Here is a 26,559-nt window from a genome sequence, read left to right on the forward strand (position 1 = left end):
GAATACGCACCCGCCGCATATTCCCTTGAAATTTAAATCATCAAGAGCTCGCGAAGCTCTTGTTCGGTAAGCGTGGGCACCGCCTCCTGATCGAGTCCCAACACTTCGTCAATCAGATGTTTCTTTTTGTGCTGGAGTTCGTACATTTTTTCCTCCATCGTGCCTTGGGTGATCAGGCGGATGACTTGGACGACGTTTTTTTGCCCCATACGATGGGCGCGGTCGGCGGCTTGCTGCTCCACTGCAGGGTTCCACCACAGATCATACAGGACAACGGTATCCGCTCCTGTCAAATTCAGACCGGTTCCTCCTGCCTTCAAGGAAATAAGGAAGACGTCCATTTCGCCATCGTTAAACCGGTCGCACAGCTCAACGCGCTCGCGGGCCCGTGTAGACCCGTCCAAATAAAAAAATGGAATGCCTTGATCGCTCAGCGCGTGGCCGATGAGGCCGAGCATCTCCGTGAATTGAGAGAAGATCAGCATGCGTTTCCGGTTGGCCAGGCACTCTTCTACGATCTCCATCAGCTGCGCAAGCTTCGCGGAGCCTCCTTTGTATCCTTCGATAAAAAGGGCGGGATGACAGCAAATTTGCCGAAGCCGGGTGAGACCGGCCAGGATTTTGATCCGGCTCTTGTGATAACCATCTACGCTTAGATGCTTTAAGGTTTCCTGCTGCAGCTTGGCCAAATAAGCGGCATACAATTTCTTCTGTTCCGGCAGAAGCTCGGTTGGCTTGATCGACTCCATTTTGTCCGGCAGGTCTTGAAGCACCTCGCTCTTCCATCTGCGCAGCATGAAAGGCCGCGCCCGTTTGGACACCTCTTTGCGCGTTAAGTTTCCGAATGCCTTCCGATCCTGGAACAATGCCGGGAAGACGACGCTAAAGATCGACCACAGCTCTTCGATGCGGTTCTCGACAGGAGTTCCGGTCAAGGCAAACCGGTAACCGGCTTGGATCGATTTGACCGCCTGAGCCGTCTGCGTCGCATGGTTTTTGAAGGCTTGCGCCTCATCCAGAATGAGGGTGTGGAACGGTTGCTTGGCATAGAGCTCCACATCTCGCAGCAAGAGCGGGTACGACGTGAGGACGACGTCGGCCTCCGCCAGCCTTTGCATTTTCTCCGCTCGCTCGGTTTGGCTGCCGTCCGCAATCAGCACGCGGATGTTCGGCGCGAACTTCCGCAGCTCATTACGCCAATTGTAGACCAGCGACCCCGGCGAGATGACGAGAGCAGGGATGCGCCGCCGCCGAATCTCTGGCACAGAGGAAGCGATAAAGGCGATGCTCTGCAAGGTCTTTCCCAGCCCCATGTCATCCGCCAAAATGCCGCCGAACCCGTAATGGGCGAGAGTCTTCAGCCATTGGTAGCCAATTCTTTGATAATCACGCAGCACAGTCGTAAGAGGAGCCGGGACCTCGAAGTCGAGATTGTCCGGATTTCGCAGGTTATCGAGGAGCTGGCGAACCGGCCTGTCGAGCTTCAAGGCATTGAATTCATGATCGATCAAATGAATGCCGCGGGCCAGGGGGACACGAATCTTCGCTCCCGCTATATCCGAATAGAGAAGCCCCGTGTCCTTAAGGAACTTCGATAGCTCTTGAAGCTCGGCGCTGTCCAGCGGCAGTAAGGAACCGTTCGGCAGGCGGTAATATCTCCGCTTTTCCTCCAAGGATTTCACAAGGCTGCGGATTTCCGTTTCCGGAATCCAGCCCATGTCCAAGCGGAATTCGAGCCAATTCATTTGCTCGGCTGCGGATACCTGCACACTGACCTTCGGCAGTGTATCTAATTTGTGCAGCCGGAGCTTCACAGCCGTCGTTGCGTACACCTTCATCAGCTTCTCCAGCTGCGGAACAACCGTATACAGGAAGTCGAACTCCGCTTCTTCGTCGCTCATGAAGTATCCGGCCTCTGTCTTCGTGAACGAACTTTGTTCGATCACTTCGATGATCCGCCGCTCCCGCTCAAGGTCCCGGATGAGAATACGAGGGGAGTCCTGCTGCTTCCGGCTATCCTCCAGGGGATTAATGACGACCTCATTGTATTGAAATTCCACGGCGGCCAGAAGACGATCCTTCACCCGGTCCAGATACAGCTTGGCTAGAAGCGGGGATTGCGTAACCTGCTCGGCAATGGCCGGGGCGATGCTGACGCTGCCCAGTTTCATGAAGCCGGGTACGGCTTTTTCAATAAAAGACTCCATTTGACCGCTATGAATCGGAATGTCGTCCGTATTCGATTCTTCGAGAATCGCCTTTAGTTCTGCAAGTCGTCTGCCTTGTTTCGCCGGAAGCGTAAGCAGCTTACCCTGAAGGAAGGCCGCTCCATAAGGCTCCATAACCGTCAATTGCTCAAGGCCGTGGACCCGCAAAGAGTAGTCCCCTGAACCCGCTTCATCGAACTCGAAGCGAAGAGGCAGGGGTTCATCAGATAAGCAAATGCCGTCATATTTGAGGTTCCCATCCATAAGGGTGACCTTCGGCGCCTGTGTCAGCAGAGGAAGCAGGCCTGCCCATGCCTGTGGCGGAATCAGCAGCATGCGGTCGCTGCTTCTGCCCGAGACATAGGCGGCGTGCAAGCGGTCGGTTTCGCGATAGGCGGCGCGATCTCGTACCATTTCGATTAAAGCTCGAAGGACGGCCTCGTTTTCTTTCGCAAAGCTGTGGAGCTCGGGATCGTAGTTGAACCTCGGCGAGAAAGGGTAGCGCTCCCCCCGTACAAGCTGATCCAGGAAGGAGGCGATATTTTGCACGATATATAAGGCTTTGGGGCCAACTTTAAGCTCGATGCCGAACAGGGTGGTGCTTTTGTTATAGGCCAAGAGCTTAAGAATGAACTCCACGTCAAGAGGCGTTCTCGTTTCCACGAGCGTTCGATTGTGGATAGGGCGTATGGGCTTATCGTCGAACAGTCCGAGAATACGCTCGGCGAGGTGGACATTTTCCACATGATCGGGAGTTTCTCCGGGCTGCTCATTGGCAGCAATCGGTGGAGCGGCTGAATCTCCGGTTAGCTGCAGCTCATATATACGGATCAGAACAGCGGCAATATGGTGGCAAAAGGGTTCGAATGAGCCCAGGTCGGGGCAGGTGCACTGTGCATTCGGTTTGCCGTTCCAGTCAAACGCAAGCTGAATTTCATGATGGCTGGAGCCATTCACTTCGGCCGAATATTCATTGGTTTCGGGATCGAATCGTGTAAAATGGATCTTATTCGCGCGGCATAACCGTTCGCCTTTTTGATAAGCATAAGGGCCGCACCATTGTTTGATCGATTTTTTGGTTAACGTTACGCTCATTTGACGGCACCTTCCTGAATTTGTAGAACGGATGTTTGTATGTCCATTGTAGCATAAATATTTTTTCAAAGAGACGTGAGAAAAAGTATCTGTGATACGATGAGATCCTATACGGAGGGGGGACGCGCAATCGTGGATGAAATCCCTGTTGAAGAATATAAGATAGGAACCGTTCTCCTTAGGCAAGGAGAGGTTCCTGCTAAGTGCTATTTCGTGTTGATGGGATGCGTAAATAGCCACACAATAAGAAGATGCCCGCCAGCGCGGTGAACCGTATCATAAGTAACGGCAAGTTTTATTTATACTCGATTCGGGTCACATCTTTGAATTGAATTCCCTCTTTCGTGTTTATTGTCATTAAGTAGCCAAGCATAAGGTTCTCCTTCTCTTGAAACCTCCGAGAAAAGCGGATTTCCATTGTTTGCTCATCTATCCATGCTGTTCTGAACGAAGGTGGTTCTTGTGTTTCGTAGTTAATGGAAGTGGTGATTAATTTTTCCGAATGTATTAATACGGGGTACTTAAAGTTGATGATGATACGTTCTGGCATATCTGTAACGGAGGTGCCTTTCGGTGGATTGATATGACTAATAAGGGGAGCCGAATACTTATTTGTAAACCTGACAGTCTCAATAGTGCCATAAACGTTGATCAACAATATACCAACAAGCAACAACGAAGGTAAGTTTTTTAGAACGTTTTTTTGATAAATCTCCTCGCCATTCAATATTTGTAAAACACGGTGTTCTATGCTTTTGCGCCAGAGTAAAACAAAAGGTACCACTACGATCATGGAAATTAAATGCAGAACCTGGCCAAAGTTTTCAAAGAAGTTATGGCCCAGGACGACAACCTCCAACAGAGGAATTCCCCATAAATAGAAACTCATTAACACAAGTAGAGTAATTAAAAAGATATCTTTAAAAATAAATTTTCCCTTGGTCTCATAAAAGATAATTACAAAGAAAGCGAAAAATACAAAGTAACCCCAGCATATTCCTGAAGCCCCGTGGCCTGCGACACCATCTGTTGAATGCCAAATATTAATGAGAGTAGTCGAGATGAATGTAAGAACGGATATAAAAGCGAACCGGGAGGATCCGATCAATAATTCAGTAATGCTTCCAAATAGAAGAAACACCAGTATGTTCCCAATGAAGTGATTAATTAAAATTTCCGGCGAATGTGTGAAAGATGATAGTGGAATTAGATAAAAATGTCTTATTGCGGGGACTTGACCAGAAATGGTGTCATATAAATCCGGCAGGAAGAATTGGGGAACAGTTGATATTAGACATGCTAATACTAGTAATAATGTAATGATAGGCTTACGTTGTTTCAGTTGAACAAGAAATAATTGCAGCATATTAAACCCCCTGAAATGATCTATTTATCCAATATAAGGGATATGTAATATTAAATGAAAGATTGTAACGGCAAGTTTTTTTGGGGTCAGAGAACGACTCGGTACCTTAAGGAGACTTTTGCTTGCGAAAAGCGAATCGCCCCTCCGCCGATTTGGCGGAAGGGGCGATTTCAAGAAATATAAATGGCTTATTCTTGTTACTGAACGGTAAAATCAACGGTTTGAGTGGAACCTAGTGTATAGCCATTATAGGCTACCAAGCCTGGGTCCATTATGATTTGATAACTGTTACCACTTACAAGATTTGCATCAAAAAAGAGGTTTCGTTTTTCAATACTAAAGGGGGAGCCATCTCCCAGTCTATATACACTTATCGATATCATGGATTGGGTGGTTGTATTTTTAAGATGTATGTAATTCTGATTGGTGGATAAATTAGCGGCGACATTATGATTAAATTGAAGTTCAATATGTTGTAAACCGGAAGGCACACTCGTATTGTTAATTAATGATATACCAGGTGTTGCTGTGTCGCCACTTATTGTACATAGGTTTGCACCATTAAAGGTTAAAGTAGGGTCAGCAGCAAAAGCGGTACTTGCAAAAAAGCAGAGCATTAATAGAGAGATAATAAAAGTACTAATTAGTTTTTTTTGTTTAATAAACAATTCTTTTCACTCCTTATAAATTCATAGTTTTCAGAATCACTCGCATGCAGCTTGAAGATGTGGCATCCTTTGGACTATCCCCCCCTTTATATAAAAAGTAGGTTTGTTATGTTTTGTTATGTTTGATTATAACTAGTTATGTTTAGATGTATATTAGCATGGTTGCATAAATAGTTCAATAATCAATTTGTTGATTGACACAGATAATGTGATTAAAGGTGAGCAGAGTTCTCCTTATTAATTGTTTCTAGTTGAAACGAATCCACCGGATACTGCGTAATGCATAGCATGTAAGTGATTACAAGGATGTATTATTGCGGAGGTGGAACGGGTACATGTCTATGTTCAAAAAGGTATTGGCAAGCGTCGGCATCGGGTCGGCTAAAGTAGACACTCGGCTGGAGGAGGCGCAAGTAGTGGCTGGCGGTACGCTGCGCGGGGTAGTATCCATTCGCGGAGGCCAGGTGGAGCAGCAAATTGACGCGATTTACATTTATGTAAAGACTCAGTACGAGAAAGAAGAAAATGATAAAAAGGTAACCCGCGAAGCAGAAATAGCACGGATCCTCATTACGGAGGGATTCTTGCTGCAGGCAGAGGAAGTTCGGGAAATTCCATTTGAACTTACCGTCCCTGAGCGTACACCCGTATCGTACCGCCATACACCGGTATGGCTGATGACGGGGCTGGATATCAAGATGGCGCTGGACCCAAGCGACCATGATTATCTAGAGGTACTGCCGAGCGATAACATGCAGGTGATATTCGGCGCGCTGGATAAGCTGGGCTTCAGGCTGCGTGAGGTGACCAATGAGTATGCTCCCCGTCTTGGCGCAGGCTTGCCTTTCGTACAGGAGTTCGAGTATGTGCCGACCCGCGAGTTTCGCGGCGCTCTGGATGAGCTTGAAGTGATGTTCTTTCCGCAGGGCGACGATCTGGAGATGTATATCCAGATTGACCGCAGAGCTCGCGGACTGGGAGGATTCTTGGCAGAAGCGATAGGTACGGACGAGAGCTTTATCCGCTTTACCTTGACCGGTAATGAGCTCCGCCGCGGCGTACAAGAGGTGTCCAGCCAATTGCATCAGTTCATCTCCCATTATAGCTAATATTGAACGTAGAGCATGTCTTACTTCCATATCAAGAGCACCCATAGAATAGGCATCGGATAACCCTCATGGTTAATTCGATGAAATTCTAGCGGGTGCGTTTTTTTATGCCTAAGCAAAAGGACAGAACCAATAGGCGAAAGCACTTCCGCTGATATAGATAAGGCATATATTAGTGTAGAAAATGAAGGAGGGATAGCGATGAGTGGTTATGCAGGATACACCTCTGCTACTGTGATCTTAGTGCTTTACATTCTGTTGGTAATTGTTCTGAAGACATTCTAAGATGTACGTGCTTAAAAAGTAAGAGCCTACTTGACCGTGTAGGCTCTTACTAGAGGTTATGTGTACAACAAAGTGATGACAAGCAGTTCATAAAGAACAAGGGTTAGAATAGCTTCATCATACGGATTATAGAAAGCACGATTTCCCCCATGCCTTGGAACTGCCAAATGCAAGAAGCCCCTCTCACAATTCACGATTCTCCCCGTGACCACTTGACCGTCGATTGTTTCAATCCTGACATATTGATTTGTATGTTGTCTGCATATATTGTGCAAATGGCTTCTAATGGATTTTAAGTTCTGCATTAGATTGCTGTCTGCTTGATATATTACTTTTTGTTGAGGACCTCCCATTTGAATACTCATAGTATCACCACCTCCCTTTGCAACTAACACATAATATGCCTATTGCAGGTACGTGGTTCGTTCCGTTCGCTGAACATTCACCGCTTTAGGTTGTTTTGAAAACAGATTTGTAAATGTAATAGTGTAGTTGTGATAGGGAGGGTTATGTGCTCCTTCAAAGGTCGTTACTTTTAAAGTAGCCTCCCAGTAATATTGGCCTTGTTCCAATCTTTTGATCTCAACCAATTTGTCGACCATGAACTGTCTGTCATCATCGTACCCAGCAAGGACTTTGCCGATTGGGTCGAACAAAGACCAGATAAACGCGTCCCTCAGGACGTCGCACTGTAATTGAATGTCCTCTTGGGGGGCGTTAACTGATTCTGATGCAAAGATCTGGGGCGGGGCATATAAAGAGAGGAGAGAAGCGAGAAGAAAAGCTGCCAATCTTTTATGCATCATGGTCTTTACCTCCTTTGACGGAGTTATTTTACTCTTGCCGTTTTAATACTATCCAAACAGCTTGTCAAAGGACGATGCGGTACCTGGAGGGGGCTTTAGCTTGCGGCAAGCAAAAGCCTCTCCGCGTTCAGCGGCGGTCTTGTCCTGTGCTGGCCTCCGTATTTGGCGGCGGCTTGCTGAGCCTGGGCCTCATGAAGTATAGTTCTCCGCATTTTCGGCTATCCTTCCATGCTATACTTAAGTAAATGGTTTTATATGGAAGGTGACGCATGAGGAAAAAGATTCTGCTGATTCAGCCGGAGAACGAGAAAATCAACCGGTTCAGAAGGAAGCAGTTTAACAACTTTGTCCAGATCACGATGCCTTATTTGGCGGGATTCATTGATGAGAGCAAGTATCAGATTACGCTTGTAGATGAGTACCGGCAAAAAATCCCTTTTCGCCGCATGTTTGATCTGGTAGCCATCACAGTGAATACGCCGAACGCCTACCATTGTTACCAAATCGGGGAGAAGTTCCGGGTAAAAGGGGCTAAGGTGGTCATGGGAGGACCGCATGTTACGCTGCTTCCGGAAGAGGCTTCCGGGCACTGCGACAGCATCCTGATCGGTGAAGCGGAGGAGACATGGCCGGAATTTCTGGAGGATTTCCATAAAGGAAAGGAACGGGCTGTGTATCGCTCGGAGAGTATGCCGGACCTGAAGAGCATCCCTTTGCCGAGATGGGATCTCTTAAAGAGAAACAGGCTGATGAAGGGCGCGGTGTTCGCGACCCGGGGATGCCCTTACCGCTGCGCCTACTGCAATCTGAAGCAAATTTACCACGACCGCTTCCGCGCCCGTCCAATCCCGGAAGTTATTCGCGAAATCTCGCTGTTGAAATCGAAGTTTTTCGTCTTTTGGGATGATAATTTCTTTGCGGATAAAGCTCATGCCATCGAGCTGATGGAGAGTCTAAAGCCCTTGGGCAAAAAATGGGCGGCGCAGGTGACGCTCGCCGACTGCAATGACGATGAACTGCTGAAGAGGGCGATGGAAGCCGGCTGTCTGTATCTGTTTGTGGGGCTCGAGTCCTTCTCGCCATCCGCATTGCGGGGCGTCAACAAAGGGATCAACCGTGTTCATTCGTACCGTGAAATCATCCAAAAGCTGCACAAGCACAAAATCATGATCCAGGCCGGCATTGTATTCGGCTTTGACGAGGATACTCCGGCAACCTTCCGGCATACGCTGGAGGCCTGCGAGGAACTGGGGATCGATGGGGTTACCGTTAGCCTGCTTACGCCGCTCCCCCGAACACCTGTATATACTGGAATGAAGCAGGAACAGCGGCTGCTGAATGAAGACTGGAGTCTGTACAACGGCAAGACGGACGTCGTGTTCAATCCCCGGAATATGACTTCGGAGCAACTGTTCGAGGGATATCTCTACTTTCGCCGCCGCTTCTATTCGCTGCCATCTTTTATCCGACGGATGCGGGTTTCAAGGACGCATCTCTTTTATAATTTTATTATAAACCTGGGATACCGATTGGCCCTCAAGCGTTAAGCGGGAAGTCCGAGTCCGCATAAGCTGCGGGCTTTTTTGCGTTGATTTTAATATATCGTTACGCCTGTAAGGAGAAGTGCTTGGATTGTGGGCTAACTAGAGAGCTGAGCGGGAAAAAGCGGAGCTTATCAGAGCCAAAACCGGGTATCCACGCGAATAAAAGGGGTTTTCTCCCTCTTAATAGAAGCAATTCCTTAGAATAGGCCCTTTTCTCAGAAATAAGATGGAGCTTTTCCCGTTTGTTACTCTGAATACGTCCCCGAGGGGAGGATAAACGGGAGCTTTTCCAGTCTAATTTCTAAAAAAAGCGAACGAAAAATCCGGTACCCTCCAATATAGAGTGTAAGACCGAAGGGGGAATGGCGGATGAATCATCCAAAACAAGATTCGGAGCTCGCAGCGCTTGTGCTTGCCGGCAGCCATGAAGCGTACAGCGAGCTGTATGAAAGAACAATAACCGAGGTGTATCGAACCGTCCGTTTCCTCATTGGCGAGTCATCCGATACGGATGATGTCGTCCAGGAGATTTACATTCAGATGTACCGGTCTCTTGGACAGTATGACACGACGCGGCCTTTTCGTCCGTGGCTGATGGGAGTGGTCATGCGGCAAATCCGGGCATACCGGAGAAAGAGGTGGAATCATATCCGCCTGATTAAAAAAGCGCAGCATAGCATCACCCTGGATCACGATTTTTCGGGGGAAGTGGTGGACAAAGTATCGTACCGCCCCCTGATTGCAAGCGTGGAACGCCTTCCGTTCAAGCTTAAGCAGGTCGTGATTCTGCACTATTTGAACGAGTACTCCCAGGAGGAAATCGCGGATACGCTGGGCATCCCTCTCGGAACGGTAAAATCCCGTATTCACGCCGCTTTAACGAAGCTGCGCAGCAAGCGAAGCAGCGAGATTTTGCTTAGGGGAAAGGTGGAGGATTTACATGAAGCTTGAGCAAGAGCTGCGAGAGGCATTGCGGGAAGAAAGCAGGGGCTGGACGGCTTCGCTGGAACTGAAGGACAGAATACTTAATTTTGAAATCGGGAAAACGGAGGGGAAAAGAATGAAAAAATGGATCGTGGCAGGCATTCTGGCCGCCGTGCTGCTTGTGCCTACGGGAGCTTATGCCGGGTACCATTATCTGGCGGACTCCATATACGGCTCGCAGGAGCGGATTGAGCAATTCGGCGGTACCCAGCAGCAGTATGAACACCTTGAAGCGAAACTCCAGGCAGCGAAACAGAGCTTTGACCCGCAGGAGTTCGCCAAGCTGATGGGCCTGCTTAAAGAATTGGGCGATTATAATCTGAAAATGGCCGATGACAAGGGAGTGCTGCATCCCGAGCGGCTAAGTTCCGGAGATCGGGAAGCATATAAGAAGCTGCTCGCGGAGCTGGAGCCTTATTTTGAGAAGCTGAATGCGGGGGGAGCCGCGAAGGAAACTGGGCAACAGGCGGACAATGTGAAATTTTGGGATGATCTTCTTGTTCAAGCGAAGCAAAAACTCGACAAAGTAGATTTCGTCAAAGTCAAAGGGATTATCGGCGGGATTCAAAAGCTGGAAGCTCAAGCAATTGGACCGGACGGCCGCGTTCATGCGTTTACGAAAGAGGAGGCGGAGCAATTGAAGGAATTGATCCGGCAGTTGGAGCCCTACCAAGATCAACTGGGGATTATGCTGAAGCCGATGAAGTAATCTTGAGGGAATAACCGGTATGGCAATGAGGCCGGCTTTATACGAATCTCAGTCAATCTCATTGCCAACCCCGGCATTTCAAGGCTGTCCCGTGAGTCATGAACATGACCGGGGGACAGCCCGTTCGTTGTTCCTTATAAAGGAGGCTTTAATCAGGCAAACGCTCGGCCACAATGCATACGGCCTGTAAGCCGCCGGTCCAGAGGATCAGATGTTCTGCGCGTATTGCTCGCCCGGGATGTTGATCAACGTCACATACAAACTCGAATTGGAGCCTTCGCCGCTTCGGTAAGAGAAATCTTCATCCCCTGATATCTGAACCACATCGCCTTGCGATACGGAGATTTCTCGTCCATCGGCTGTTACTACTCCGCCGCCTTCAAGTAGGAGAATATACACGCTGGCTCCGGGATGCTTGTGAACGGGCAATTGCTGCCCCGGTCCAAAGTTCAAGACAAAAACCGTATGCTTATCTTCTTTAAATACAACGCGCTTGGTGAATCGGTCCGCCTGATATTCCTGAAATTGAACAAGCTCTTTCTTTTCCATTTGAAATCACTCTCCTTGTTTTGAATTAAATCAGGCTTTTACAGCCGGATTTCGTATTCGCAGAACTCGTCGCCGTTCACATTGCATTTGACTTCTCTGGCATGAGCTTTCTTGCTGAAAATTTTGCCTAACGCGCCTTCCATAATCGAGCCTTCCAGGTCGCATACCATGCTTTCTTCCAGGATGGGAAGTCCCTTATAGAGCAATCCTCGACGGCGATGCGCATCTTATCGTAGTCTTGGCTGACTATATTCGCGGCTCTCCGATTTGCAGTTCCCGAAAGCAGTCAAGCAACTCATCCATGCTGTGGACCAGCAGGCTTTCGCCGATTTTTCTGCCGATAATTAGTCAATCCCCTTCTAAAATTAAGGACTGTATCGGGTAATAATTAGATTGTATAAGAATCAGAAAGACGGCTAGTGATTTCAATCACAAAATTTTCAATCGAATCGTGAAAGGCTTGTATTGTTCTGTTGTTCCCTGTTCAGGGTCCCCGTCCAAAGTGGTAGAGCATTTTCCGGTACGAATCCCAAGCGCATATAAAAACCCCGGGAGGTTCGCACCTCTTGCGGAGCAAGACTGAAAATAACTGGAAATCGCAGTTGTGAAGCGATAAGATAGAAGTGCTGGAATTGTATATCAACTTGGAAAATCAATGAATTGGGGGCGTCACACAAATGAAAATTGCGGTTGCTGGCGATCATGCGGGTTATTCCTTAAAAGAAGAAGTAAAGGCTTTACTAACCAGCCAAGGGCATGAGGTTGTGGATTTCGGAACGAACAATGAGGAAGCTTGCGATTTGCCCGATTATATTTATCCTGCGGCTCTGGCAGTGTCTGAAGGGAAGGTGGATCGCGGGATTTTTATTGATGGTGTAGGCTATGGAAGCGCAATGATTGCTAATAAAATCTATGGGGTGTATGCCGCGGTTTGTCAGGACCCTTTCTGTGCGGAATTGGCACGGTCTCACTCTGACACCAACGTACTGTGCATCGGCGGAAAAATTATCGGCTCGGCGCTTGCTCTGGAAATCGTAAAGGTGTGGATGACAACTGACCATCAGGGAGACGTTGAGAAATACAAGCGTCGCGTGGGTAAAGTAGTTGAAATATCGGAGAAGCATTTGAAAAAATTGTCCGAGCTCTAAGCGGATGACGATTTTGCCGCTCCGGGAGTACCAACGAAACGCGGCTGCTCGCCGCTTCATTAAAGACTAATTCTCCGCCTACTTGAGGGAAACCCAGGTGGGCGGAGTTTTTTTACCATGCTTGCAATTGTTCCACTCCCAAGCCCCCCGCTTGTCAAGCCCGTCTGCATATTGCGGCCAAGTCCTTCATAGACATGTACTAATCACTGCATTCAAAACAGGTTAAGGGGATGATGTCATGCGCCGGATAGCATGGGTACTCGCGATCATTATGAGCGTTACCCTGATCATGACAGGCTGCGGAAAGAAGGACTCCGCGTCTGTGGTTAAGGATTTGAACGACGTTGCCGACAAGCTGGAGAGCAAGACGGGAGCCTATCAGGGGGAGGGAACAATGACCCTCTATACCGGCGAGCAGCCTCAGGAGTACAAGGTTGAGGTATGGTATAAAAACCCTTCCTACTATCGTATCAGTCTGGCCAATGTGCAGAAGAACATTACGCAGATCGTGCTGCGCAATGACGAAGGCGTGTTCGTGCTGACGCCGAGCCTCGGCAAGAGCTTCCGGTTCCAAAGCGACTGGCCGGACAACCAAGGGCAGGTCTACCTGTATCAGACGCTGGTGAAAGGCATCGTCGCCGACAACAACCGCCAGTTCGTGGATGACAAAGACAGCTATGTATTCGAAGTTGCCGCCAATTATCAGAGCAGTGCCTTGGTACGCCAGAAGATCTGGCTGGACAAAAAGACCTATGCGCCTAAGCAGGTGCAGGTATCCGATTCGGAAGCCAAGGTTGTGGTGGACGTGAAGTTCAACAAGTTCGCTTTCAATCCGGAGTTTTCCGCAGATTCCTTTGATATGCAGAAGAATATGGCTTCCCAAGGAACTTCGGAAAATACGGTGGCCCAGGTCGACGAGAACGGCAATCCGCTGCCCGCCGCCGAAACTGGAGAGGGAACGCAGGCTCAGGCGAACGCGGACCTCGGCGATTTCGGCATTATTGAGCCGGGGTATACTCCGGAAGGCGTGACATTCAAGGATTCCAATAAAGTCGAGAACAGTGATGATCACGCCGTGCTTCTGCGGTATGACGGAACTTACCAGTATACGATCATGGAATCGCGTCCGCTGGATCAAGCTGTGTCACTCGCGCCGGGAACGCTCATCGATCTTGGTTTTACGGCGGGACTGCTGACCGGGGATGAACAGCTGACCTTGACTTGGATGTCGGGTGATGGAGTGGAGTTCCGGATTACAAGCGCGAACCTTCCTCGTAGTGAAATGATGGAAATTGCCGCTTCTATGCAGGATCAAACGGGTAAATAAAAGGTTGTAGGCGGATACTGCTAATTGTGGGATGATTTCCTCTACAATGCGGTATCCGTTTTGCTTTCATTCGATGGCTGCACGCTTCCCTTTCGCCCGGTGAACGTCAAACCCTCGCTTACATTGACAGTGCCTTCCGTTAGCATTACCATTACGATTAAGAAAGTGCTTCATGTGAATGTTCGGCAGGGTGACGCTTATCACAAACGAGAAGGTGACTGGAAGTGCAAGAAAGCTATCGACCGACTGTGGCCGAGATTGATTTGGATGCCTTGCGTGCCAATTATGAAAGCTTTCGACGGCATTTGCCGGCGGGAGTGAAGTTTATGGTATGCGTTAAAGGCAATGCGTACGGCCACGGGGCCGTGGAAGTGACGCGGGAACTGGAAAGACTGGGCGCGGACTATGTAAGCGTGGCTTTTTTGGATGAGGCGATCGAGCTCCGTCAAGCGGGAATTGTCCTGCCGATTTTGGTGCTCGGCTATACGCCGCCGGAAGCTGTTGCCGCCGCCTGGGAGAACGATGTGACCGTGACGCTTTTTACCCTGGAAGTGCTGGAGGCGATATCCAGACTTCCTTTAAATGACAGCCGGAAGCTTAAGGTGCATATCAAGATTGACAGCGGCATGGGCCGGCTAGGGCTTCTTCCGGACGATGCGCCGCTGTTCATCGAAGAGGCGCAGCGTGTCCGGCAGATCGAATTGGAGGGGATGTTTACTCATTTTGCCAAAGCGGATGAAGCAGACAAAAGCTATACACTGGAGCAGTACCGACGGTTCATGAGCGTGGCGGAAGCGCTTCGGGAAAGACAGATTCATATCCCGATCATACATACGGGCAACAGCGCTACGGCCATTGATACCCCTCATTTATCTCCGAACATGGTGCGTGTGGGCGTCAGCATATACGGATTCTACCCGTCGACCGAGGTGAACAGGCAGCAGGTCGAGCTGCACCCGGTCATGACGCTGAAGACGAAAGCCGTCTATGTAAAAAGCCTGCCGGAGAGCTGGGGCGTCAGCTACGGAACCCGCTACCGCGCAGACAGCGGCGAATATATTGCCACGCTACCCATCGGGTACGCGGACGGTTATTCCCGCATGCTGAGCGGTAAGGCAGAGGTGCTAATACGCGGCCGCCGCGTTCCTGTCGTCGGAACCATCTGCATGGACCAGTGTATGGTATCGCTCAAATCTTTCGCCAATGAGGCGGAACAAATCAAAGCCGGCGAAGAGGTTGTACTCATCGGCCGCCAGGCTGGCGTCTCCATTACGGCAGACGAGCTGGCTCTCCTTCTTGGAACGATTCATTACGAGGTGACCTGCATGCTGGCCCACCGGGTGCCGCGCGTCTATATTCGCGAAGGCTCGGCTCCCCGCCTGGTAAATGCCTTACTGCAAACCCCAAGCCCCAATCCGGTAAGTTAAGCGGGAAGATGTTCAAGGAGTATTAAATCGTAGACGACGTTGTGACTTATGGTCTATACGAACCGCCGTTTCTAGTTTATAATGGGATGCAGCATACTTGATATACTGGCGGCATATATTCCTTGTATAAAATTCCTTGCATAATGCTACACTGGATATACAAGGGCAGAAGGTTTGTGGGGGTGGAAGAGAAGTTGGCCAATTTGCATAACACCAAAAGAATCATGATCAGCTTGCCCGATCATCTCTTGCAGGAGGTGGACGGAATTGTCCAGATGGAGAATTCCAATCGCAGTGAATTGATCCGGCAAGCCATGAAGCTGTATCTCAGCGAACGGAGGAAGCGTTCCATAAGGGAGTCCATGCAGCGCGGATACATGGAAATGGCCAAGATCAACTTGACCATGGCATGCGAAGCGTTCCTTGCCGAGGAAGATGCAGACAGCACTCTTGGCCGCTTAGTAAGCGGGGTGTAGATATTGATCGTAAAACGCGGCGACGTTTTCTTTGCCGATCTTTCGCCGGTAGTTGGTTCCGAGCAGGGCGGAGTAAGGCCTGTTCTTGTAATTCAGAACGATATTGGCAATCGCTTTAGTCCAACGGTAATTGTTGCGGCAATTACCGCACAGATCCAGAAGGCCAAACTGCCTACCCATGTGGAAATTGATGCGTCATCCCACGGCTTTGACCGGGATTCCGTCATTCTGCTGGAGCAGGTTCGGACGATCGACAAGCAGCGCTTGACGGATAAGATCACCCATCTTGACGACGAAACGATGAAAAAGGTGGATGACTCGCTGCAGATCAGTCTGGGTCTGATTGATTTTTGAGCAGGACAGGCACAGCCATTTCATAAAAATGTAAAAAGGGCTCATCGCAAATCTGCGGTGAGCCTTTTGGGCTTCTGCACCGGAGCTATTATTCGCAGCTGTTCAAGAGATTCTTCAGCTGGAACGTCTTTGGGCAAATATGATACTATTTGACGTATCGGATGTTAGAAAAGAGGGAGACGTATTGATTGAACAGGACATGAATACCGTTTCGGATGAAGCGGCGCGACGGGAGCGGCAGATGATGATCGGCCAGATCGCGAAGGAGCTCGGACTGTCCGAGCGGCAGGTCGGAACCACGGCGGGGCTGCTGGATGAGGGTAACACGATTCCGTTCATCGCCCGGTACCGCAAGGAGATGACCGGGGAGCTGGACGAGAACGCGCTGCGTGATATTGAGGAACGGCTGAGCTATTTGCGTTCACTTGGCGAGCGCAAACGTGAAGTCATCCGCATTATTGAGGAGCAGGGCAAGCTTACGGATGAATTGCGGGAGCAAATAGCGGGAGCGGTCAAGCTTCAGGAAGTCGAAGACTTGTACCGGCCGTACCGCCAGAAGCGCAAGACCCGGGCAAGCGTCGCCAAGGAAAAGGGACTCGAACCGCTGGCCGACTGGATCATGGAGCAGCGCCGCGTTGGAAGCCCGGAAGCGGAGGCCGGCAAATATGTCGATCCAGACAAAGGCGTCGAGTCGGCGGAGCTGGCCCTGCAGGGAGCGCAGGATATTATTGCCGAGGCCATAGCCGACGATGCGGCGATCCGTTCCTGGGTGCGCCAGTATACGGCCTCGCAGGGCATTCTCGTCTCCGAGGCGAAAGACAAGGAGCAGGAATCCGTCTACGAGAATTATTACAGCTACCGCGAACCGGTCCACAAAATGCCGCCGCACCGCATCCTCGCCATCAATCGCGGGGAGCGGGAGAATGTGCTGAAGGTTGGCATTGAGGTGGATGCGGCCCGTATTCATGCGCATATCACGCGCAAGCTGGTCAAAGGCCCGTCGCCGGTCAAGGAGCTGCTGGAAGCCGTGGCCGAGGACGCCTACAAGCGGCTGATCGCTCCTTCGGTGGAGCGCGAGGTACGCGGAGATATGACGGAGAAAGGCGAGAACCAGGCCATCTCCATCTTCTCCGGCAACCTGCGCAGCCTGCTGCTGCAGCCGCCGGTCAAGGGACGCCGCGTGCTCGGCGTCGACCCCGCTTACCGCACCGGCTGTAAGCTGGCGGTCGTCGACGAGACCGGCAAGCTGCTGGAGGTGGCGGTAACTTACCCGACGCCGCCGCATAACAAGAAAAGAGAGGCGGCGGAGAAGTTCAAAGAGCTGATCGCGAAGTACGGCATCCAGCTCATCGTTATCGGCAACGGCACCGGCTCGCGGGAGACGGAGCAGTTCACCGCCGAGACGATCGCTGAGATCGGCGACACGGGGCTGGCCTACCTCATTGTTAATGAGGCCGGTGCCAGCGTGTACTCTGCCTCCAAGCTGGCGCAGGAGGAGTTCCCCGACCTCGATGTGGCCGAGCGCAGCGCCGCATCGATTGCCCGCCGCGTGCAGGACCCGCTCGCGGAACTTGTTAAGATCGAGCCGAAGGCGATCGGCGTCGGGCAGTACCAGCATGATGTGTCGCAGAAGAATCTGGACGAGAGCCTTAAGGCCGTGGTGGAATCGGCGGTTAACCATGTCGGCGTCGATGTGAACACCGCTTCTCCGTCGCTGCTCTCCTACGTGGCGGGAATCAACTCGACCATCGCCAAGAATATCGTCAAATTCCGCGAAGAGAACGGCAGCTTCAAGAACCGCAAGCAGCTGCAGAAGGTGCCGCGTCTCGGCGCGAAGTCATACGAGCAGTGCATCGGCTTCCTGCGCATTCCGGAAGGCGAGAATACACTCGACCGCACGCCGATTCACCCCGAGTCGTATACCGTGGTCAGCCGACTGTTCCAGGAGCTTGGGCTGGAGCTGTCGCAGATCGGCAGCAAAGAGCTAGCGCCGGAGCTCGCGGCCCAGAATCCTGAGGAGTTGGCCGCAAGGCTGGACGTCGGTGTGCCGACGCTGCGAGACATCCTGGAGAGCCTTCAGCGTCCCGGACGCGACCCCCGCGAGGAGCTGCCGCCGCCGATCTTCCGTACCGATGTGCTGAAGATCGAGGATTTGGCGCCGGGCATGGAGCTGCAGGGTACGGTGCGCAACGTCATCGACTTCGGCGCCTTCGTCGATATCGGCATCAAGAATGACGGGCTGGTGCATATTTCCCAGCTTAGCTCAAGCTTCGTCAAGCATCCGATGGACGTCGTCTCCGTAGGCGACAATGTGACCGTCTGGGTGCTCAGCGTCGATCTGAAAAAAGGCCGGGTCAGCCTGACCATGCGCCCGCCGCGCGGCGAATAAAAAACCTCCAAACGTTCCCGGTTCAACCTGAAAGAAGGTTGGGCCGGGAGTTGTCTGGAGGTTTTTTGGTTTTTCTGCCGGGAAAAGTCCCGGCCCGGAGGGAACAGTGCCGCTACTGCTTCCCGCGAGCTCGGCACGGAGCCTCAGAACTGCGGAGCGTCCGGCTCCGGCGGCGTATACGAACCGGGCATAGGCTGCGCGCTAGCCGTATAACCTTCCGGCAGATAAGCAACGGCTGTCGCCTTAGATATTACCTGCGGATACATGCCCGGTCCCGGCTTGGTGATTTCATAATAAATGACAGCCTTTTTCCCCTCGCCAAACTCGATTTTCGAAATCGTCAGGCCGTAACCCGGATTGGGCAGATTGCTCACCGTAACCGACACTTTGTTCACGCCATCCGCCACTTTTTCCACTTTGATGTCTGCGCCCTGGCTCGTACTTGGGGAATCGTCTCCACTTTCAACCGTTCCCAGCATGCGCTGGACGTAGGCTCTTGCGTCATGCACCCATGCGGCCGCCTCCGAGCGGGTAACGACGTCATTTGGACGGAACTTGCTCCCTGATTCCAGCGAAATAATGCGCATGTTGAGGAGCGTTTGGAGACTGCCGTTTGCCTCTGCGCTCAGTTTGCCGCCATCTGAGATATTGAAATACATCTCCGTCACCGGAAAATCGCCCTTGGACTTCAAGGCTGCATCCAGCAGCTGAGCAAAATTGGCGCGGGAAACCGCCGCATTCGGATTAGTCGCCTTATCAAGCGGCAAGCCATTCTGGACGGCGATCAGGAAGGAAGAAGCATACCAGGACTTATCATCGACCTTGGCAAAATAATCGCCTGCCTTGGACGGTCCTCCCGCCGCTGGATTCTGTTCAAGCGCAAGCCCGCTAACGATAAGCTGGACAGCCTGGCCGTATGTCATTTTGGACTTGGGAGCAAAGAGTTGACTGGTCACCCCGTTAATCACCCCGGCTTCATGCAATGCGTTGATCTTGGCCTCGGCCGGATCTCCCTTAAGGTCGGAAAAAGCGAAAGCCGACGCCCCGAATAATACCGACGCAGCCACAATCCCGCATGCTATGGTCATTTTTTTGGTATTATGCCTGAATGTCTGTCTGTTCATCATTATTCACCTCTTACCTTCATAGATGCCCAATACGGGGAAAAGGTTGCAGGGAGGTGAAAGTTTGTCTGATTTTTCTTTTTTCTATACTTTTTTGTATAAAAAAATAAACCGCCTCACTGCCACGGCATGGAAGCAAAAAGTAAGCGTTCACAACTTTGTAACGGGGGATGAAGATTTTTGATGGATTTTGGATAATAATGATTGTTTTTTGCTCGATTTATGTTACTATATGGTCAGTTGGAGGAATGAAGATGCTAACCGAAGAACGCTACGGAATGATAATACAGCGCTTACAAGAGAAGGGCGTCGTCAAGATGCAGGAGCTTACCGAATTGCTCGGGGCTTCGGAATCGACGGTACGACGGGATTTAATTGATCTTGAGAGCCGTAATTTGCTGAAAAGGGTTCATGGTGGAGCTTCGCTGCTGCCTCATAAAAGCCAGGAGCTCGGTATGGAAGAGAAAACCTCCAAGAACATTCAGCAAAAAAACTCCATCGCCTCACTGGCCGCCTGTCAACTGCTCGATGGTGAATGTATTTATCTGGATGCGGGAACAACAACGTTAGCAATGATTTCCCTTATTGAGGCCAAAAATGTGACCGTAGTGACTAACGGCTTGTCGCATATTGAAGAGCTGGTTAGGAAGCAAATCCCCAGTTATCTTCTCGGCGGTATGATGAAGAGCCATACCAAAGCCGTAGTCGGAAGCATTGCGCTTCAGAATATGGAGAACTTCCGTTTCGATAAATGCTTTCTGGGTACAAACGGTGTAGATGCCAAGATGGGGTATACAACGCCTGATCCCGAAGAAGCGCTGATTAAGAGACGGGCTCACCAGTTATCTGGCAAAACCTATGTGCTCGCGGACTCCAGCAAATTTGGCGAGGTCGCTTTTGCCAAGCTGTTCGATTTGCATGAGGCTACCGTGATAACGGATACCGTTCCGGAAAGGCTGCGCCAATCCATTGCAAGTAAAACCAAAATAATTGAGGGGTAAAATATGATCTATACTGTAACGCTTAACCCTTCCATCGATTACATCGTGGAGGTTGAAGACCTGAAGCTCGGCGACTTGAACCGGATGAAGCGGGATTTGAAGCTTCCTGGCGGCAAGGGGATTAACGTTTCCCGCGTATTGGACCAGCTGGGGGTAGAAAATACGGCTCTCGGCTTTCTAGGAGGGTTCACCGGCCGGTATATCGCGGACAAATTACGTGAAGACTCGATCCAGAGCGATTTCGTGTTCGTAGCGGATGACACCCGGATCAACATCAAGCTCAAACACGGGGACGAGACGGAGATTAACGGCCTTGGGCCTGTTATCCGTGACGAAGAAGCGCAGCAGCTGCTGGACAAATTGTCCCATCTGCAGCAGAACGACATTGTCATATTGTCCGGAAGCGCGCCCCCTTCTCTTGGAGGGGATTTCTATCAGAAACTTATCGAGGCCTGTGGACAGTCCGGAGCGGAATTCGTCATCGATACTACCGGCAAGGCTCTGATGAAAGCTCTGGTTCATAAACCGCTGGTGGTAAAGCCGAATCATCACGAGCTGGCCGAATTGTACGGCGTTACGATTGACTCTGTGGAAGAGATCATTACGTACGGCCGCAAGCTGCTGGAAGAAGGCGCGAAGCATGTGCTGATTTCCATGGCTGGCGAAGGAGCTTTGCTCATTACCGAAAATGAGGTGTACCGCGCTACCGTGCCGTCCGGGACGGTGAAAAATTCAGTAGGCGCGGGCGATTCAATGATAGCCGGATTTGTCGGCACGCTATTTCTTACGGGAGATCCGATTGAGGCATTTCGTGCAGGAGTTGCCTCAGGAAGCGCCACTGCATTCTCCGATGACCTGGCAACGAAGGAGGAGATTGAGCGGCTGCGCCCGCAGGTTAAGATCAGTAAGCTGTAGCTAGTAGGAGAGTCATTTACAAGACGTGTGATGCACATTTATGAATTTAAGGGGAGTTGAACTTACATGAGAATTACAGACCTGATGATCAAACAGACAATGGTCATGGATTTGCAAGCCACAACCAAGGATGCGGCAATCGATGAATTGATTGCCAGCCTTTCCGCAAGCGGCCGGATTAACGATCCGGTGCTGTTTAAGCAAATGATTCTGAAGCGTGAAGAAGAGTCCAGCACGGGCATCGGCGGCGGGATTGCCATGCCTCATGCGAAGACCAAAGCTGTTAATGAAGCGACGGTTGTATTTGCGAAAAGCGCCGGCGGCGTAGATTTTGAATCCTTGGATGGAGAACCGGCGCATCTATTCTTCATGATCGCCGCTCCGGAAGGCGCAGCTAATACGCATCTGCGTACGCTTGCCGCCCTTTCCCGGCTGCTGATCGATGTTGAATTCATCGACAAACTGAAGAATACCCAGACGCCGGATGAAGTAACGGCACTCTTCGACGCCAAACAGGAGGAGCAAGAAGCGGCCAAAAAGGCGGAAGAGGCAAAAGCCAAACAGGAAGAAGAAGCAAAAGCGAAAGCCGAGCAATCGTCCACAAGCGGAATGATCGTCGGCAATCCAAGCAATATGGAAGCGTTTGTAGTCGCCGTTACCGCGTGTCCGACAGGCATTGCCCACACTTTTATGGCTGAAGATGCCCTTAAGAAGAAAGCCAAAGAGATGGGAATTAATATCCGCGTCGAAACCAACGGTTCCGAGGGTGCAAAGAATGTGCTGACTCCCGATGAAATCCGCCGGGCGAGCGGTGTTATCGTTGCGGCTGACAAGCAGGTAGAAATGGCCCGTTTCGACGGCAAGCCACTGCTGCAAAGACCGGTAAGCGACGGCATCCGCAAGCCGGAAGAACTGATTAGCAAAGCGGCTGCCGGCGATGCTCCGATTTTCCACAGCCAAGGCAAAGCCGCTTCGGATGCGCCGTCTGCGGGCAAGACCAGCATCGGTAGCAAAATCTATAAAGATTTGATGAACGGTATTTCCCATATGCTGCCCTTTGTGGTCGGCGGCGGTATTTTACTCGCAATTTCCTTCTTGTTTGAGCAGATTGCAAGTGTAGATAATCCGATTGTTAAGCTTCTGCAAACCATTGGCGGCGGTGACGGAGCATTCCACTTCCTGATTCCGATCCTGGCTGGTTTCATTGCAATGAGCATCGGTGACCGTCCTGCATTGATGCCGGGTATTGTCGGCGGCTTTATGGCGGCGAGCTCCAATGCCGGTTTCCTTGGCGGTCTTGCCGCCGGTTTCCTGGCCGGTTATGTTGTTATCGGATTGCGCAAGGTGTTTGCAGGCATCCCCAAGACGCTTGACGGTCTGAAACCGATTCTGCTGTATCCTGTATTCGGTCTGCTTGTTACCGGCGCTATTATGTACTACCTGTTCGATCCGTTCTTTAGCTGGATCAACACGGGTCTCATCGACGTTCTGAACAATCTTGGAACCGGCAACGCCGTTCTGCTGGGACTTGTCCTTGGCGGCATGATGGCGATTGACATGGGCGGTCCCTTCAATAAAGCGGCTTATACGTTTGCCATTGGCGTCTTCACATCCACCGGCGACGGTGCGATGATGGCGGCTGTTATGGCGGGCGGCATGGTTCCTCCGCTTGCAATCGCACTGGCTACCACACTGTTCAAGAATAAATTCACGGAAGATGAACGGAAATCCGGCATAACGAACTATGTGCTTGGCCTATCCTTCATCACCGAAGGCGCAATTCCGTTTGCGGCTGCCGACCCGATGCGTGTCCTGACTTCCTGTATCCTGGGTTCGGCTGTTGCCGGGGGATTGACCCAATTTTGGAAAATTAATATTCCGGCTCCGCACGGCGGCATCTTCGTAGCCGCACTCGCAAACCATGCACTGCTGTTCCTGCTGGCGGTTGCCATCGGCGCGGTAATCTCCGCTCTGGTATTCGGAGTGTGGAAGAAGCCGCTTGTAGACGCAGAGAAGCAGATCGAAGTAAGTGCCAAACGTTCTATCGTTTAATATAGGACTGAAAAAATAATAGCCTCATAATAAAAGAACGGCCCGGATCTCCCGGGTCGTTCTTTTATATTATTGCCCCGCTGAAGCCGCTCACTTTTCAGCTTTCTTCCGGGCCCGGAAACGGCGGACCTTCATTAGATTGCCGCAGGCTTTATCGTCACAGTAGCGCTTGGAGCGGTTGCGCGTATCGTCATAATAGACCCAGAGACAGTCGGGATTATCGCAGATGCGAAATCGCGACTGCTCTTTTTCCGCCAGGGCAGAGGCGAAAGAAGCGGCGATCTCCGCCATCACCTGTTCCCAGTCTGCCCGCAGCGGCAGCAGCGACATTTTAACCCGTCCCTCATCGTCTCTTACCGCCTGCCTCATTACGGGACCGGCCGCCATATAATGGTTCAATTGCTCCGGCAGACCGACAGGCTCTTTGCCCTCCACTACCTCCCGGACTGTATCAAAAAGATAGCCGCGCAGCTTCTTAAGTTCCTGCAATTGCCCGCAGTCCGGCATAGGCAGAGCGGGCAGTCCGTGTGCGGAGAGCCAAGGCTCTATCCAATGAGGATCTTCCAGACGGTCCCTGTCTTTGCTCTTGTCTCCCGTTCGCCAATCCCGCCAGTAGCTGTTAATAAAATCATCCCACAGCATAATCGATCCTTCCTTTCATACGACTACATTGTAACAGTTAAAAATAAGTTTTGCTAGTTACTTGTATTCTGCCTGCTTAGTATGGTACAGTCCTTTTGTAACCATTGTTCTGTCTGTAGATAGTTACAAACAAGGAGGAAGCTTTACATGCAAAACAAAATTAGTGAGGTTCTGCTCCAAAACTGGGATTATGCAATGGATCAGGAGGATTGGGCACCGCCGCTGAAGGATGCGCTGGATGGGGTGAGCAGTGAGCAGACTCTCTGGAAGCCGCAGGGAGAAGCCGCCAACTCGATTTGGGAGACGGTCAATCATCTGACTTATTACAAGGATCGGCTGCTGCGGAAGCTGAAGGGCCTTCCTAAGCTACCAGATTTGGAGAGCAACGACGCTACATTTACAGTGACGGAAAGCAGTGAAGAAGCGTGGGAGCAGGCGGTTTCCCATCTCAAAAAAGTCCATGCCGACCTGCGTGAAATTATTGAGGCGCTGGGGGAAGGCGCATATGATTGGGGCGGTTCGGGGCATGCTCCCGGAGAAGAAGTAATGAGCCTTATTCTGCATGATGCTTATCATACGGGACAAATTGTGTTGGTTCGTAAGCTGCAGGGCTCCTGGCCGTCCAAACGAAGTTTTAATTAGAGAAGCTTGTCGGCTTGCCTTGTAATCACGGTATGCTTCCGCTTTTTTGGCAGCTATTCGGGTATTCTGTCCTTTATGCCGCACTTCCGCTTCAGGCAGCAGCCGGGAACAGCGGGGTGCGGCTGTTTGTTTCAAATTTAAATATCTCCGGGTAATGAAGGCTAAAAAGAAAAGGAGTGATCGATCATGGACCCGCGTTACCAAGACAGCAGTGTGGAAGCGGAACATCTGGAGACGCACAAAAAAGCAGACTCCAGCCTTATCGCCTCCGCCTTTATTGAGTATGCCGCATACTTTATTATTTTCTTGGGATTCCTGTATTTCTTGGTCATATATCTGTTTCCAAAGTTCTGACTTCTTCATAGAACACAACAAAATCCATCCCTTCGGGAAGGAGATGGATTCTGATTGTAAGGTATTCCTAAGGCTTGCCGAGGCGGCAAACCGGTAACGGCTATTGGACCCGGGGCGTCAAACCAGACTATGGCCTAACGCTTTACTGCGGAATCCCGGTAGAAGAACCAGCATTCGTTCAGCAGCTTGATCTGTCTCCGGTCCTTTTTGTAATAGGCTTTCATGAGCTGATGGCTGAGCCATTGCGGCAAGGGAATCCCTCCTCTGCGTGCTTGCGTAGATTAGCATATGTGCAGAGATAGGCGATGGTGCGCCATAAGCTGAAGATGGATATGAATACCGCCGCTGCCGGGAAGTTTTTTCAAGACAAGACGCCACAGGTGTTTCTGCTTGCATGCGGATCTTACTGTGCCCGTTCTTCTTCCTCTTCATACCATTGCTCAAGCTGCGCCTGAAGCGCCCGGATTTCCGTCAGCAGGGAGACGAGCGGATAGTTCTGTTCTTGAATGGCTGCGAAAGCCCGCTCCAGCCGATTGATATAATCGAGCCCGGACTCTAATAAATACTGCTCGCGCAGCAGCTCCAGGGAGTCGCATTCGGCCACCGCAAGCGGCAAATCGGGCACGTTCTCGGCCGTCAGCTTGTCGATCTCTTTATTCAATCTAAGATTGAGCGCGCTGAGCTGATACGCATAGTCCTCCGGCATTTCCACAAATTGAAGCTCCTGATTTTGCTGCAAAATTACATACCGCATTTTCGGCATAGTCATTCTCCCTCCGTCCTTGTCTTCCTTCTTGAAGTGTAGCGTATGCGCAAGTTACAATTCAAGTACAGAATGCAGCAAGCGCCGAGCGCGCGTTAAAGAACGGAGCCAGCCAAAATGATGAGCATGACCAACGAAGAACTGCAGCGCTGGATTGAGCGGGTGTCGCGGGAAAGCTTCGGATTGCCCTTTCGCCATAAAGCGTCTTTTAACAGCAGGCTGTCCTCTACGGGCGGACGTTATTTTATGAAAACCCATAACATAGAGATTAATCCCCACCAGCTAGCGGCGTACGGGCCCGAGGAAACGGAGAAAATTATCAAGCATGAGCTCTGTCACTACCATCTCCATCTGGCAAAAAGAGGGTACCGTCACCGGGACGCCGACTTTAAAACGCTGCTCGCCCGCGTAGGAGGCAGCCGGTACTGCCAGAACCTTCCCGGAGCGAAAGCGCGGAGGCCGATGCCTTACCGCTATAAGCTCATTTGCACGCAGTGCAGCGCGGAGTATCTGCGCAAGCGCAAGGTGAATCCGCAGCGCTACCGCTGCGGGAAATGCGCCGGTCCGCTGAAGCTTGCGGTGATCGAGGGGGCAGAGCCTAAAGCGAAGCGATAGGGCAGGGA

The 26,559-nt window shown here is 50.9% G+C and carries 27 protein-coding genes; 16 read left to right on the forward strand and 11 right to left on the reverse strand.

Annotated elements, in window-relative coordinates; translation table 11 throughout:
• Positions 1-32: 32 nt before the first annotated feature.
• From KP014_RS09090 to KP014_RS09100, 3 genes are all read right to left on the reverse strand, one after another.
• Positions 33-3,302 (reverse strand): DEAD/DEAH box helicase, encoded by a 3,270-nt coding sequence (locus KP014_RS09090; RefSeq protein ID WP_036598698.1) that lies wholly within the window; start codon positions 3,300-3,302, stop codon positions 33-35.
• Positions 3,303-3,597: 295 nt separating this feature from the next.
• Positions 3,598-4,668: a rhomboid family intramembrane serine protease gene (locus KP014_RS09095; protein WP_036598696.1), complete on the reverse strand. Its 1,071-nt coding sequence runs from the start codon at positions 4,666-4,668 to the stop codon at positions 3,598-3,600.
• 197 nt (positions 4,669-4,865) lie between these two features.
• Entirely contained in the window at positions 4,866-5,336 is a 471-nt protein-coding gene (locus tag KP014_RS09100) for a hypothetical protein (RefSeq protein WP_036598695.1), read from the reverse strand.
• Positions 5,337-5,671: 335 nt separating this feature from the next.
• On the opposite strand from KP014_RS09100, the gene KP014_RS09105 reads away from it, so the two are divergent.
• On the forward strand, positions 5,672-6,445 hold the full coding sequence (locus KP014_RS09105; RefSeq protein ID WP_090834031.1) for a sporulation protein: 774 nt from the start codon (positions 5,672-5,674) through the stop codon (positions 6,443-6,445).
• Between the two features lie 341 nt (positions 6,446-6,786).
• Here the strand turns inward: KP014_RS09105 and KP014_RS09110 are convergent, their stop codons facing one another.
• Both KP014_RS09110 and KP014_RS09115 read right to left on the reverse strand, forming a co-directional pair.
• A complete protein-coding gene (locus KP014_RS09110; protein ID WP_036587252.1) occupies positions 6,787-7,095 on the reverse strand; it encodes a hypothetical protein in 309 nt (102 codons plus the stop codon).
• Between the two features lie 39 nt (positions 7,096-7,134).
• Positions 7,135-7,536, reverse strand: coding sequence for a DUF3888 domain-containing protein (locus KP014_RS09115; protein WP_036587250.1), 402 nt, complete (start codon positions 7,534-7,536; stop codon positions 7,135-7,137).
• Between the two features lie 269 nt (positions 7,537-7,805).
• On the opposite strand from KP014_RS09115, the gene KP014_RS09120 reads away from it, so the two are divergent.
• From KP014_RS09120 to KP014_RS09130, 3 genes are all read left to right on the forward strand, one after another.
• The gene (locus KP014_RS09120; protein WP_036587248.1) at positions 7,806-9,083 is read left to right on the forward strand and encodes a B12-binding domain-containing radical SAM protein; all 1,278 of its coding nucleotides are present in this window, start codon (positions 7,806-7,808) and stop codon (positions 9,081-9,083) included.
• Positions 9,084-9,449: 366 nt separating this feature from the next.
• Positions 9,450-10,031 carry a sigma-70 family RNA polymerase sigma factor gene (locus KP014_RS09125; protein ID WP_036587247.1) on the forward strand — a complete coding sequence of 194 codons (582 nt, stop codon included), beginning with the start codon at positions 9,450-9,452 and terminating at the stop codon, positions 10,029-10,031.
• A complete protein-coding gene (locus KP014_RS09130; RefSeq protein WP_036587246.1) occupies positions 10,021-10,773 on the forward strand; it encodes a DUF3600 domain-containing protein in 753 nt (250 codons plus the stop codon). Before KP014_RS09125 ends, KP014_RS09130 begins: the two co-directional genes overlap by 11 nt.
• A gap of 207 nt (positions 10,774-10,980) precedes the next feature.
• Here KP014_RS09130 and KP014_RS09135 read toward each other — a convergent pair whose 3' ends face one another.
• Together KP014_RS09135 and KP014_RS28705 are read right to left on the reverse strand one after the other, a co-directional pair.
• Complete coding sequence (locus tag KP014_RS09135; RefSeq protein ID WP_036587244.1) at positions 10,981-11,322, reverse strand: cupin domain-containing protein; 342 nt, start codon at positions 11,320-11,322, stop codon at positions 10,981-10,983.
• Between the two features lie 38 nt (positions 11,323-11,360).
• Complete coding sequence (locus tag KP014_RS28705) at positions 11,361-11,492, reverse strand: V4R domain-containing protein (protein ID WP_246590682.1); 132 nt, start codon at positions 11,490-11,492, stop codon at positions 11,361-11,363.
• 507 nt (positions 11,493-11,999) lie between these two features.
• On the opposite strand from KP014_RS28705, the gene KP014_RS09145 reads away from it, so the two are divergent.
• The 6 genes from KP014_RS09145 to KP014_RS09170 all read left to right on the forward strand — a co-directional run bounded on the left by KP014_RS09145 (position 12,000) and on the right by KP014_RS09170 (position 18,443).
• The gene (locus tag KP014_RS09145; protein WP_036587243.1) at positions 12,000-12,470 is read left to right on the forward strand and encodes an RpiB/LacA/LacB family sugar-phosphate isomerase; all 471 of its coding nucleotides are present in this window, start codon (positions 12,000-12,002) and stop codon (positions 12,468-12,470) included.
• 238 nt (positions 12,471-12,708) lie between these two features.
• The gene (locus KP014_RS09150) at positions 12,709-13,797 is read left to right on the forward strand and encodes an outer membrane lipoprotein-sorting protein (RefSeq protein WP_036587242.1); all 1,089 of its coding nucleotides are present in this window, start codon (positions 12,709-12,711) and stop codon (positions 13,795-13,797) included.
• Positions 13,798-14,021: 224 nt separating this feature from the next.
• A complete protein-coding gene (alr, locus tag KP014_RS09155; RefSeq protein WP_036587240.1) occupies positions 14,022-15,224 on the forward strand; it encodes an alanine racemase in 1,203 nt (400 codons plus the stop codon).
• 194 nt (positions 15,225-15,418) lie between these two features.
• Positions 15,419-15,700 carry a CopG family ribbon-helix-helix protein gene (locus tag KP014_RS09160; protein ID WP_036587267.1) on the forward strand — a complete coding sequence of 94 codons (282 nt, stop codon included), beginning with the start codon at positions 15,419-15,421 and terminating at the stop codon, positions 15,698-15,700.
• 3 nt (positions 15,701-15,703) lie between these two features.
• Positions 15,704-16,054, forward strand: coding sequence for a type II toxin-antitoxin system PemK/MazF family toxin (locus KP014_RS09165; protein WP_025691534.1), 351 nt, complete (start codon positions 15,704-15,706; stop codon positions 16,052-16,054).
• A gap of 199 nt (positions 16,055-16,253) precedes the next feature.
• Positions 16,254-18,443, forward strand: a complete 2,190-nt coding sequence (locus tag KP014_RS09170) for a Tex family protein (RefSeq protein ID WP_090834055.1) — start codon at positions 16,254-16,256, stop codon at positions 18,441-18,443.
• 143 nt (positions 18,444-18,586) lie between these two features.
• Here KP014_RS09170 and KP014_RS09175 read toward each other — a convergent pair whose 3' ends face one another.
• Positions 18,587-19,570, reverse strand: coding sequence for an S-layer homology domain-containing protein (locus tag KP014_RS09175; RefSeq protein ID WP_036600680.1), 984 nt, complete (start codon positions 19,568-19,570; stop codon positions 18,587-18,589).
• A 251-nt stretch (positions 19,571-19,821) separates the two neighbouring features.
• Between KP014_RS09175 and KP014_RS09180 the strand changes: the two genes are divergently transcribed.
• The 3 genes from KP014_RS09180 (at position 19,822) to KP014_RS09190 (ending at position 23,535) form a co-directional block, all read left to right on the forward strand.
• A complete protein-coding gene (locus KP014_RS09180) occupies positions 19,822-20,568 on the forward strand; it encodes a DeoR/GlpR family DNA-binding transcription regulator (protein ID WP_036600678.1) in 747 nt (248 codons plus the stop codon).
• A gap of 3 nt (positions 20,569-20,571) precedes the next feature.
• Positions 20,572-21,483, forward strand: coding sequence for a 1-phosphofructokinase (gene pfkB, locus KP014_RS09185; RefSeq protein WP_036600675.1), 912 nt, complete (start codon positions 20,572-20,574; stop codon positions 21,481-21,483).
• Between the two features lie 66 nt (positions 21,484-21,549).
• On the forward strand, positions 21,550-23,535 hold the full coding sequence (locus tag KP014_RS09190; protein ID WP_090834030.1) for a PTS fructose transporter subunit IIABC: 1,986 nt from the start codon (positions 21,550-21,552) through the stop codon (positions 23,533-23,535).
• Positions 23,536-23,625: 90 nt separating this feature from the next.
• On the opposite strand, the gene KP014_RS09195 is transcribed toward KP014_RS09190, so the two are convergent.
• Positions 23,626-24,177, reverse strand: a complete 552-nt coding sequence (locus tag KP014_RS09195) for a CGNR zinc finger domain-containing protein (protein WP_036591321.1) — start codon at positions 24,175-24,177, stop codon at positions 23,626-23,628.
• Positions 24,178-24,324: 147 nt separating this feature from the next.
• On the opposite strand from KP014_RS09195, the gene KP014_RS09200 reads away from it, so the two are divergent.
• Together KP014_RS09200 and KP014_RS09205 are read left to right on the forward strand one after the other, a co-directional pair.
• Positions 24,325-24,819: a DinB family protein gene (locus KP014_RS09200; protein WP_036591320.1), complete on the forward strand. Its 495-nt coding sequence runs from the start codon at positions 24,325-24,327 to the stop codon at positions 24,817-24,819.
• Positions 24,820-25,005: 186 nt separating this feature from the next.
• Complete coding sequence (locus KP014_RS09205) at positions 25,006-25,173, forward strand: hypothetical protein (RefSeq protein WP_175491828.1); 168 nt, start codon at positions 25,006-25,008, stop codon at positions 25,171-25,173.
• 134 nt (positions 25,174-25,307) lie between these two features.
• On the opposite strand, the gene cmpA is transcribed toward KP014_RS09205, so the two are convergent.
• Positions 25,308-25,424, reverse strand: a complete 117-nt coding sequence (gene cmpA, locus KP014_RS09210; RefSeq protein WP_090834029.1) for a cortex morphogenetic protein CmpA — start codon at positions 25,422-25,424, stop codon at positions 25,308-25,310.
• Between the two features lie 152 nt (positions 25,425-25,576).
• On the reverse strand, positions 25,577-25,936 hold the full coding sequence (locus KP014_RS09215; RefSeq protein ID WP_036591318.1) for a hypothetical protein: 360 nt from the start codon (positions 25,934-25,936) through the stop codon (positions 25,577-25,579).
• A 126-nt stretch (positions 25,937-26,062) separates the two neighbouring features.
• On the opposite strand from KP014_RS09215, the gene KP014_RS09220 reads away from it, so the two are divergent.
• Positions 26,063-26,551: a SprT family protein gene (locus tag KP014_RS09220; protein WP_090834054.1), complete on the forward strand. Its 489-nt coding sequence runs from the start codon at positions 26,063-26,065 to the stop codon at positions 26,549-26,551.
• Positions 26,552-26,559: the final 8 nt, after the last annotated feature.

Origin of the sequence: Paenibacillus sophorae (assembly GCF_018966525.1) — a bacterium.
In the GTDB taxonomy this organism is placed as follows: domain Bacteria; phylum Bacillota; class Bacilli; order Paenibacillales; family Paenibacillaceae; genus Paenibacillus_AQ; species Paenibacillus_AQ sophorae.

Excerpts from the sequence above, each read along its gene's own strand:
- KP014_RS09120 (WP_036587248.1), top strand. The coding sequence starts at position 7,806 with ATGAGGAAAAAGATTCTGCTGATTCAGCCGGAGAACGAGAAAATCAAC.
- KP014_RS09190 (WP_090834030.1), top strand. The coding sequence starts at position 21,550 with ATGAGAATTACAGACCTGATGATCAAACAGACAATGGTCATGGATTTG.
- KP014_RS09175 (WP_036600680.1), bottom strand. The coding sequence starts at position 19,570 with ATGATGAACAGACAGACATTCAGGCATAATACCAAAAAAATGACCATA.
- KP014_RS09180 (WP_036600678.1), top strand. The coding sequence starts at position 19,822 with ATGCTAACCGAAGAACGCTACGGAATGATAATACAGCGCTTACAAGAG.
- pfkB (WP_036600675.1), top strand. The coding sequence starts at position 20,572 with ATGATCTATACTGTAACGCTTAACCCTTCCATCGATTACATCGTGGAG.
- KP014_RS09115 (WP_036587250.1), bottom strand. The coding sequence starts at position 7,536 with ATGATGCATAAAAGATTGGCAGCTTTTCTTCTCGCTTCTCTCCTCTCT.
- KP014_RS09090 (WP_036598698.1), bottom strand. The coding sequence starts at position 3,302 with ATGAGCGTAACGTTAACCAAAAAATCGATCAAACAATGGTGCGGCCCT.
- KP014_RS09195 (WP_036591321.1), bottom strand. The coding sequence starts at position 24,177 with ATGCTGTGGGATGATTTTATTAACAGCTACTGGCGGGATTGGCGAACG.
- KP014_RS09110 (WP_036587252.1), bottom strand. The coding sequence starts at position 7,095 with ATGAGTATTCAAATGGGAGGTCCTCAACAAAAAGTAATATATCAAGCA.
- KP014_RS09105 (WP_090834031.1), top strand. The coding sequence starts at position 5,672 with ATGTCTATGTTCAAAAAGGTATTGGCAAGCGTCGGCATCGGGTCGGCT.
- KP014_RS09130 (WP_036587246.1), top strand. The coding sequence starts at position 10,021 with ATGAAGCTTGAGCAAGAGCTGCGAGAGGCATTGCGGGAAGAAAGCAGG.
- KP014_RS09145 (WP_036587243.1), top strand. The coding sequence starts at position 12,000 with ATGAAAATTGCGGTTGCTGGCGATCATGCGGGTTATTCCTTAAAAGAA.
- KP014_RS09205 (WP_175491828.1), top strand. The coding sequence starts at position 25,006 with ATGGACCCGCGTTACCAAGACAGCAGTGTGGAAGCGGAACATCTGGAG.
- KP014_RS09150 (WP_036587242.1), top strand. The coding sequence starts at position 12,709 with ATGCGCCGGATAGCATGGGTACTCGCGATCATTATGAGCGTTACCCTG.
- KP014_RS09095 (WP_036598696.1), bottom strand. The coding sequence starts at position 4,668 with ATGCTGCAATTATTTCTTGTTCAACTGAAACAACGTAAGCCTATCATT.
- KP014_RS28705 (WP_246590682.1), bottom strand. The coding sequence starts at position 11,492 with ATGGTATGCGACCTGGAAGGCTCGATTATGGAAGGCGCGTTAGGCAAA.
- KP014_RS09170 (WP_090834055.1), top strand. The coding sequence starts at position 16,254 with ATGAATACCGTTTCGGATGAAGCGGCGCGACGGGAGCGGCAGATGATG.
- KP014_RS09220 (WP_090834054.1), top strand. The coding sequence starts at position 26,063 with ATGACCAACGAAGAACTGCAGCGCTGGATTGAGCGGGTGTCGCGGGAA.
- KP014_RS09125 (WP_036587247.1), top strand. The coding sequence starts at position 9,450 with ATGAATCATCCAAAACAAGATTCGGAGCTCGCAGCGCTTGTGCTTGCC.
- KP014_RS09135 (WP_036587244.1), bottom strand. The coding sequence starts at position 11,322 with ATGGAAAAGAAAGAGCTTGTTCAATTTCAGGAATATCAGGCGGACCGA.
- KP014_RS09200 (WP_036591320.1), top strand. The coding sequence starts at position 24,325 with ATGCAAAACAAAATTAGTGAGGTTCTGCTCCAAAACTGGGATTATGCA.
- KP014_RS09215 (WP_036591318.1), bottom strand. The coding sequence starts at position 25,936 with ATGCCGAAAATGCGGTATGTAATTTTGCAGCAAAATCAGGAGCTTCAA.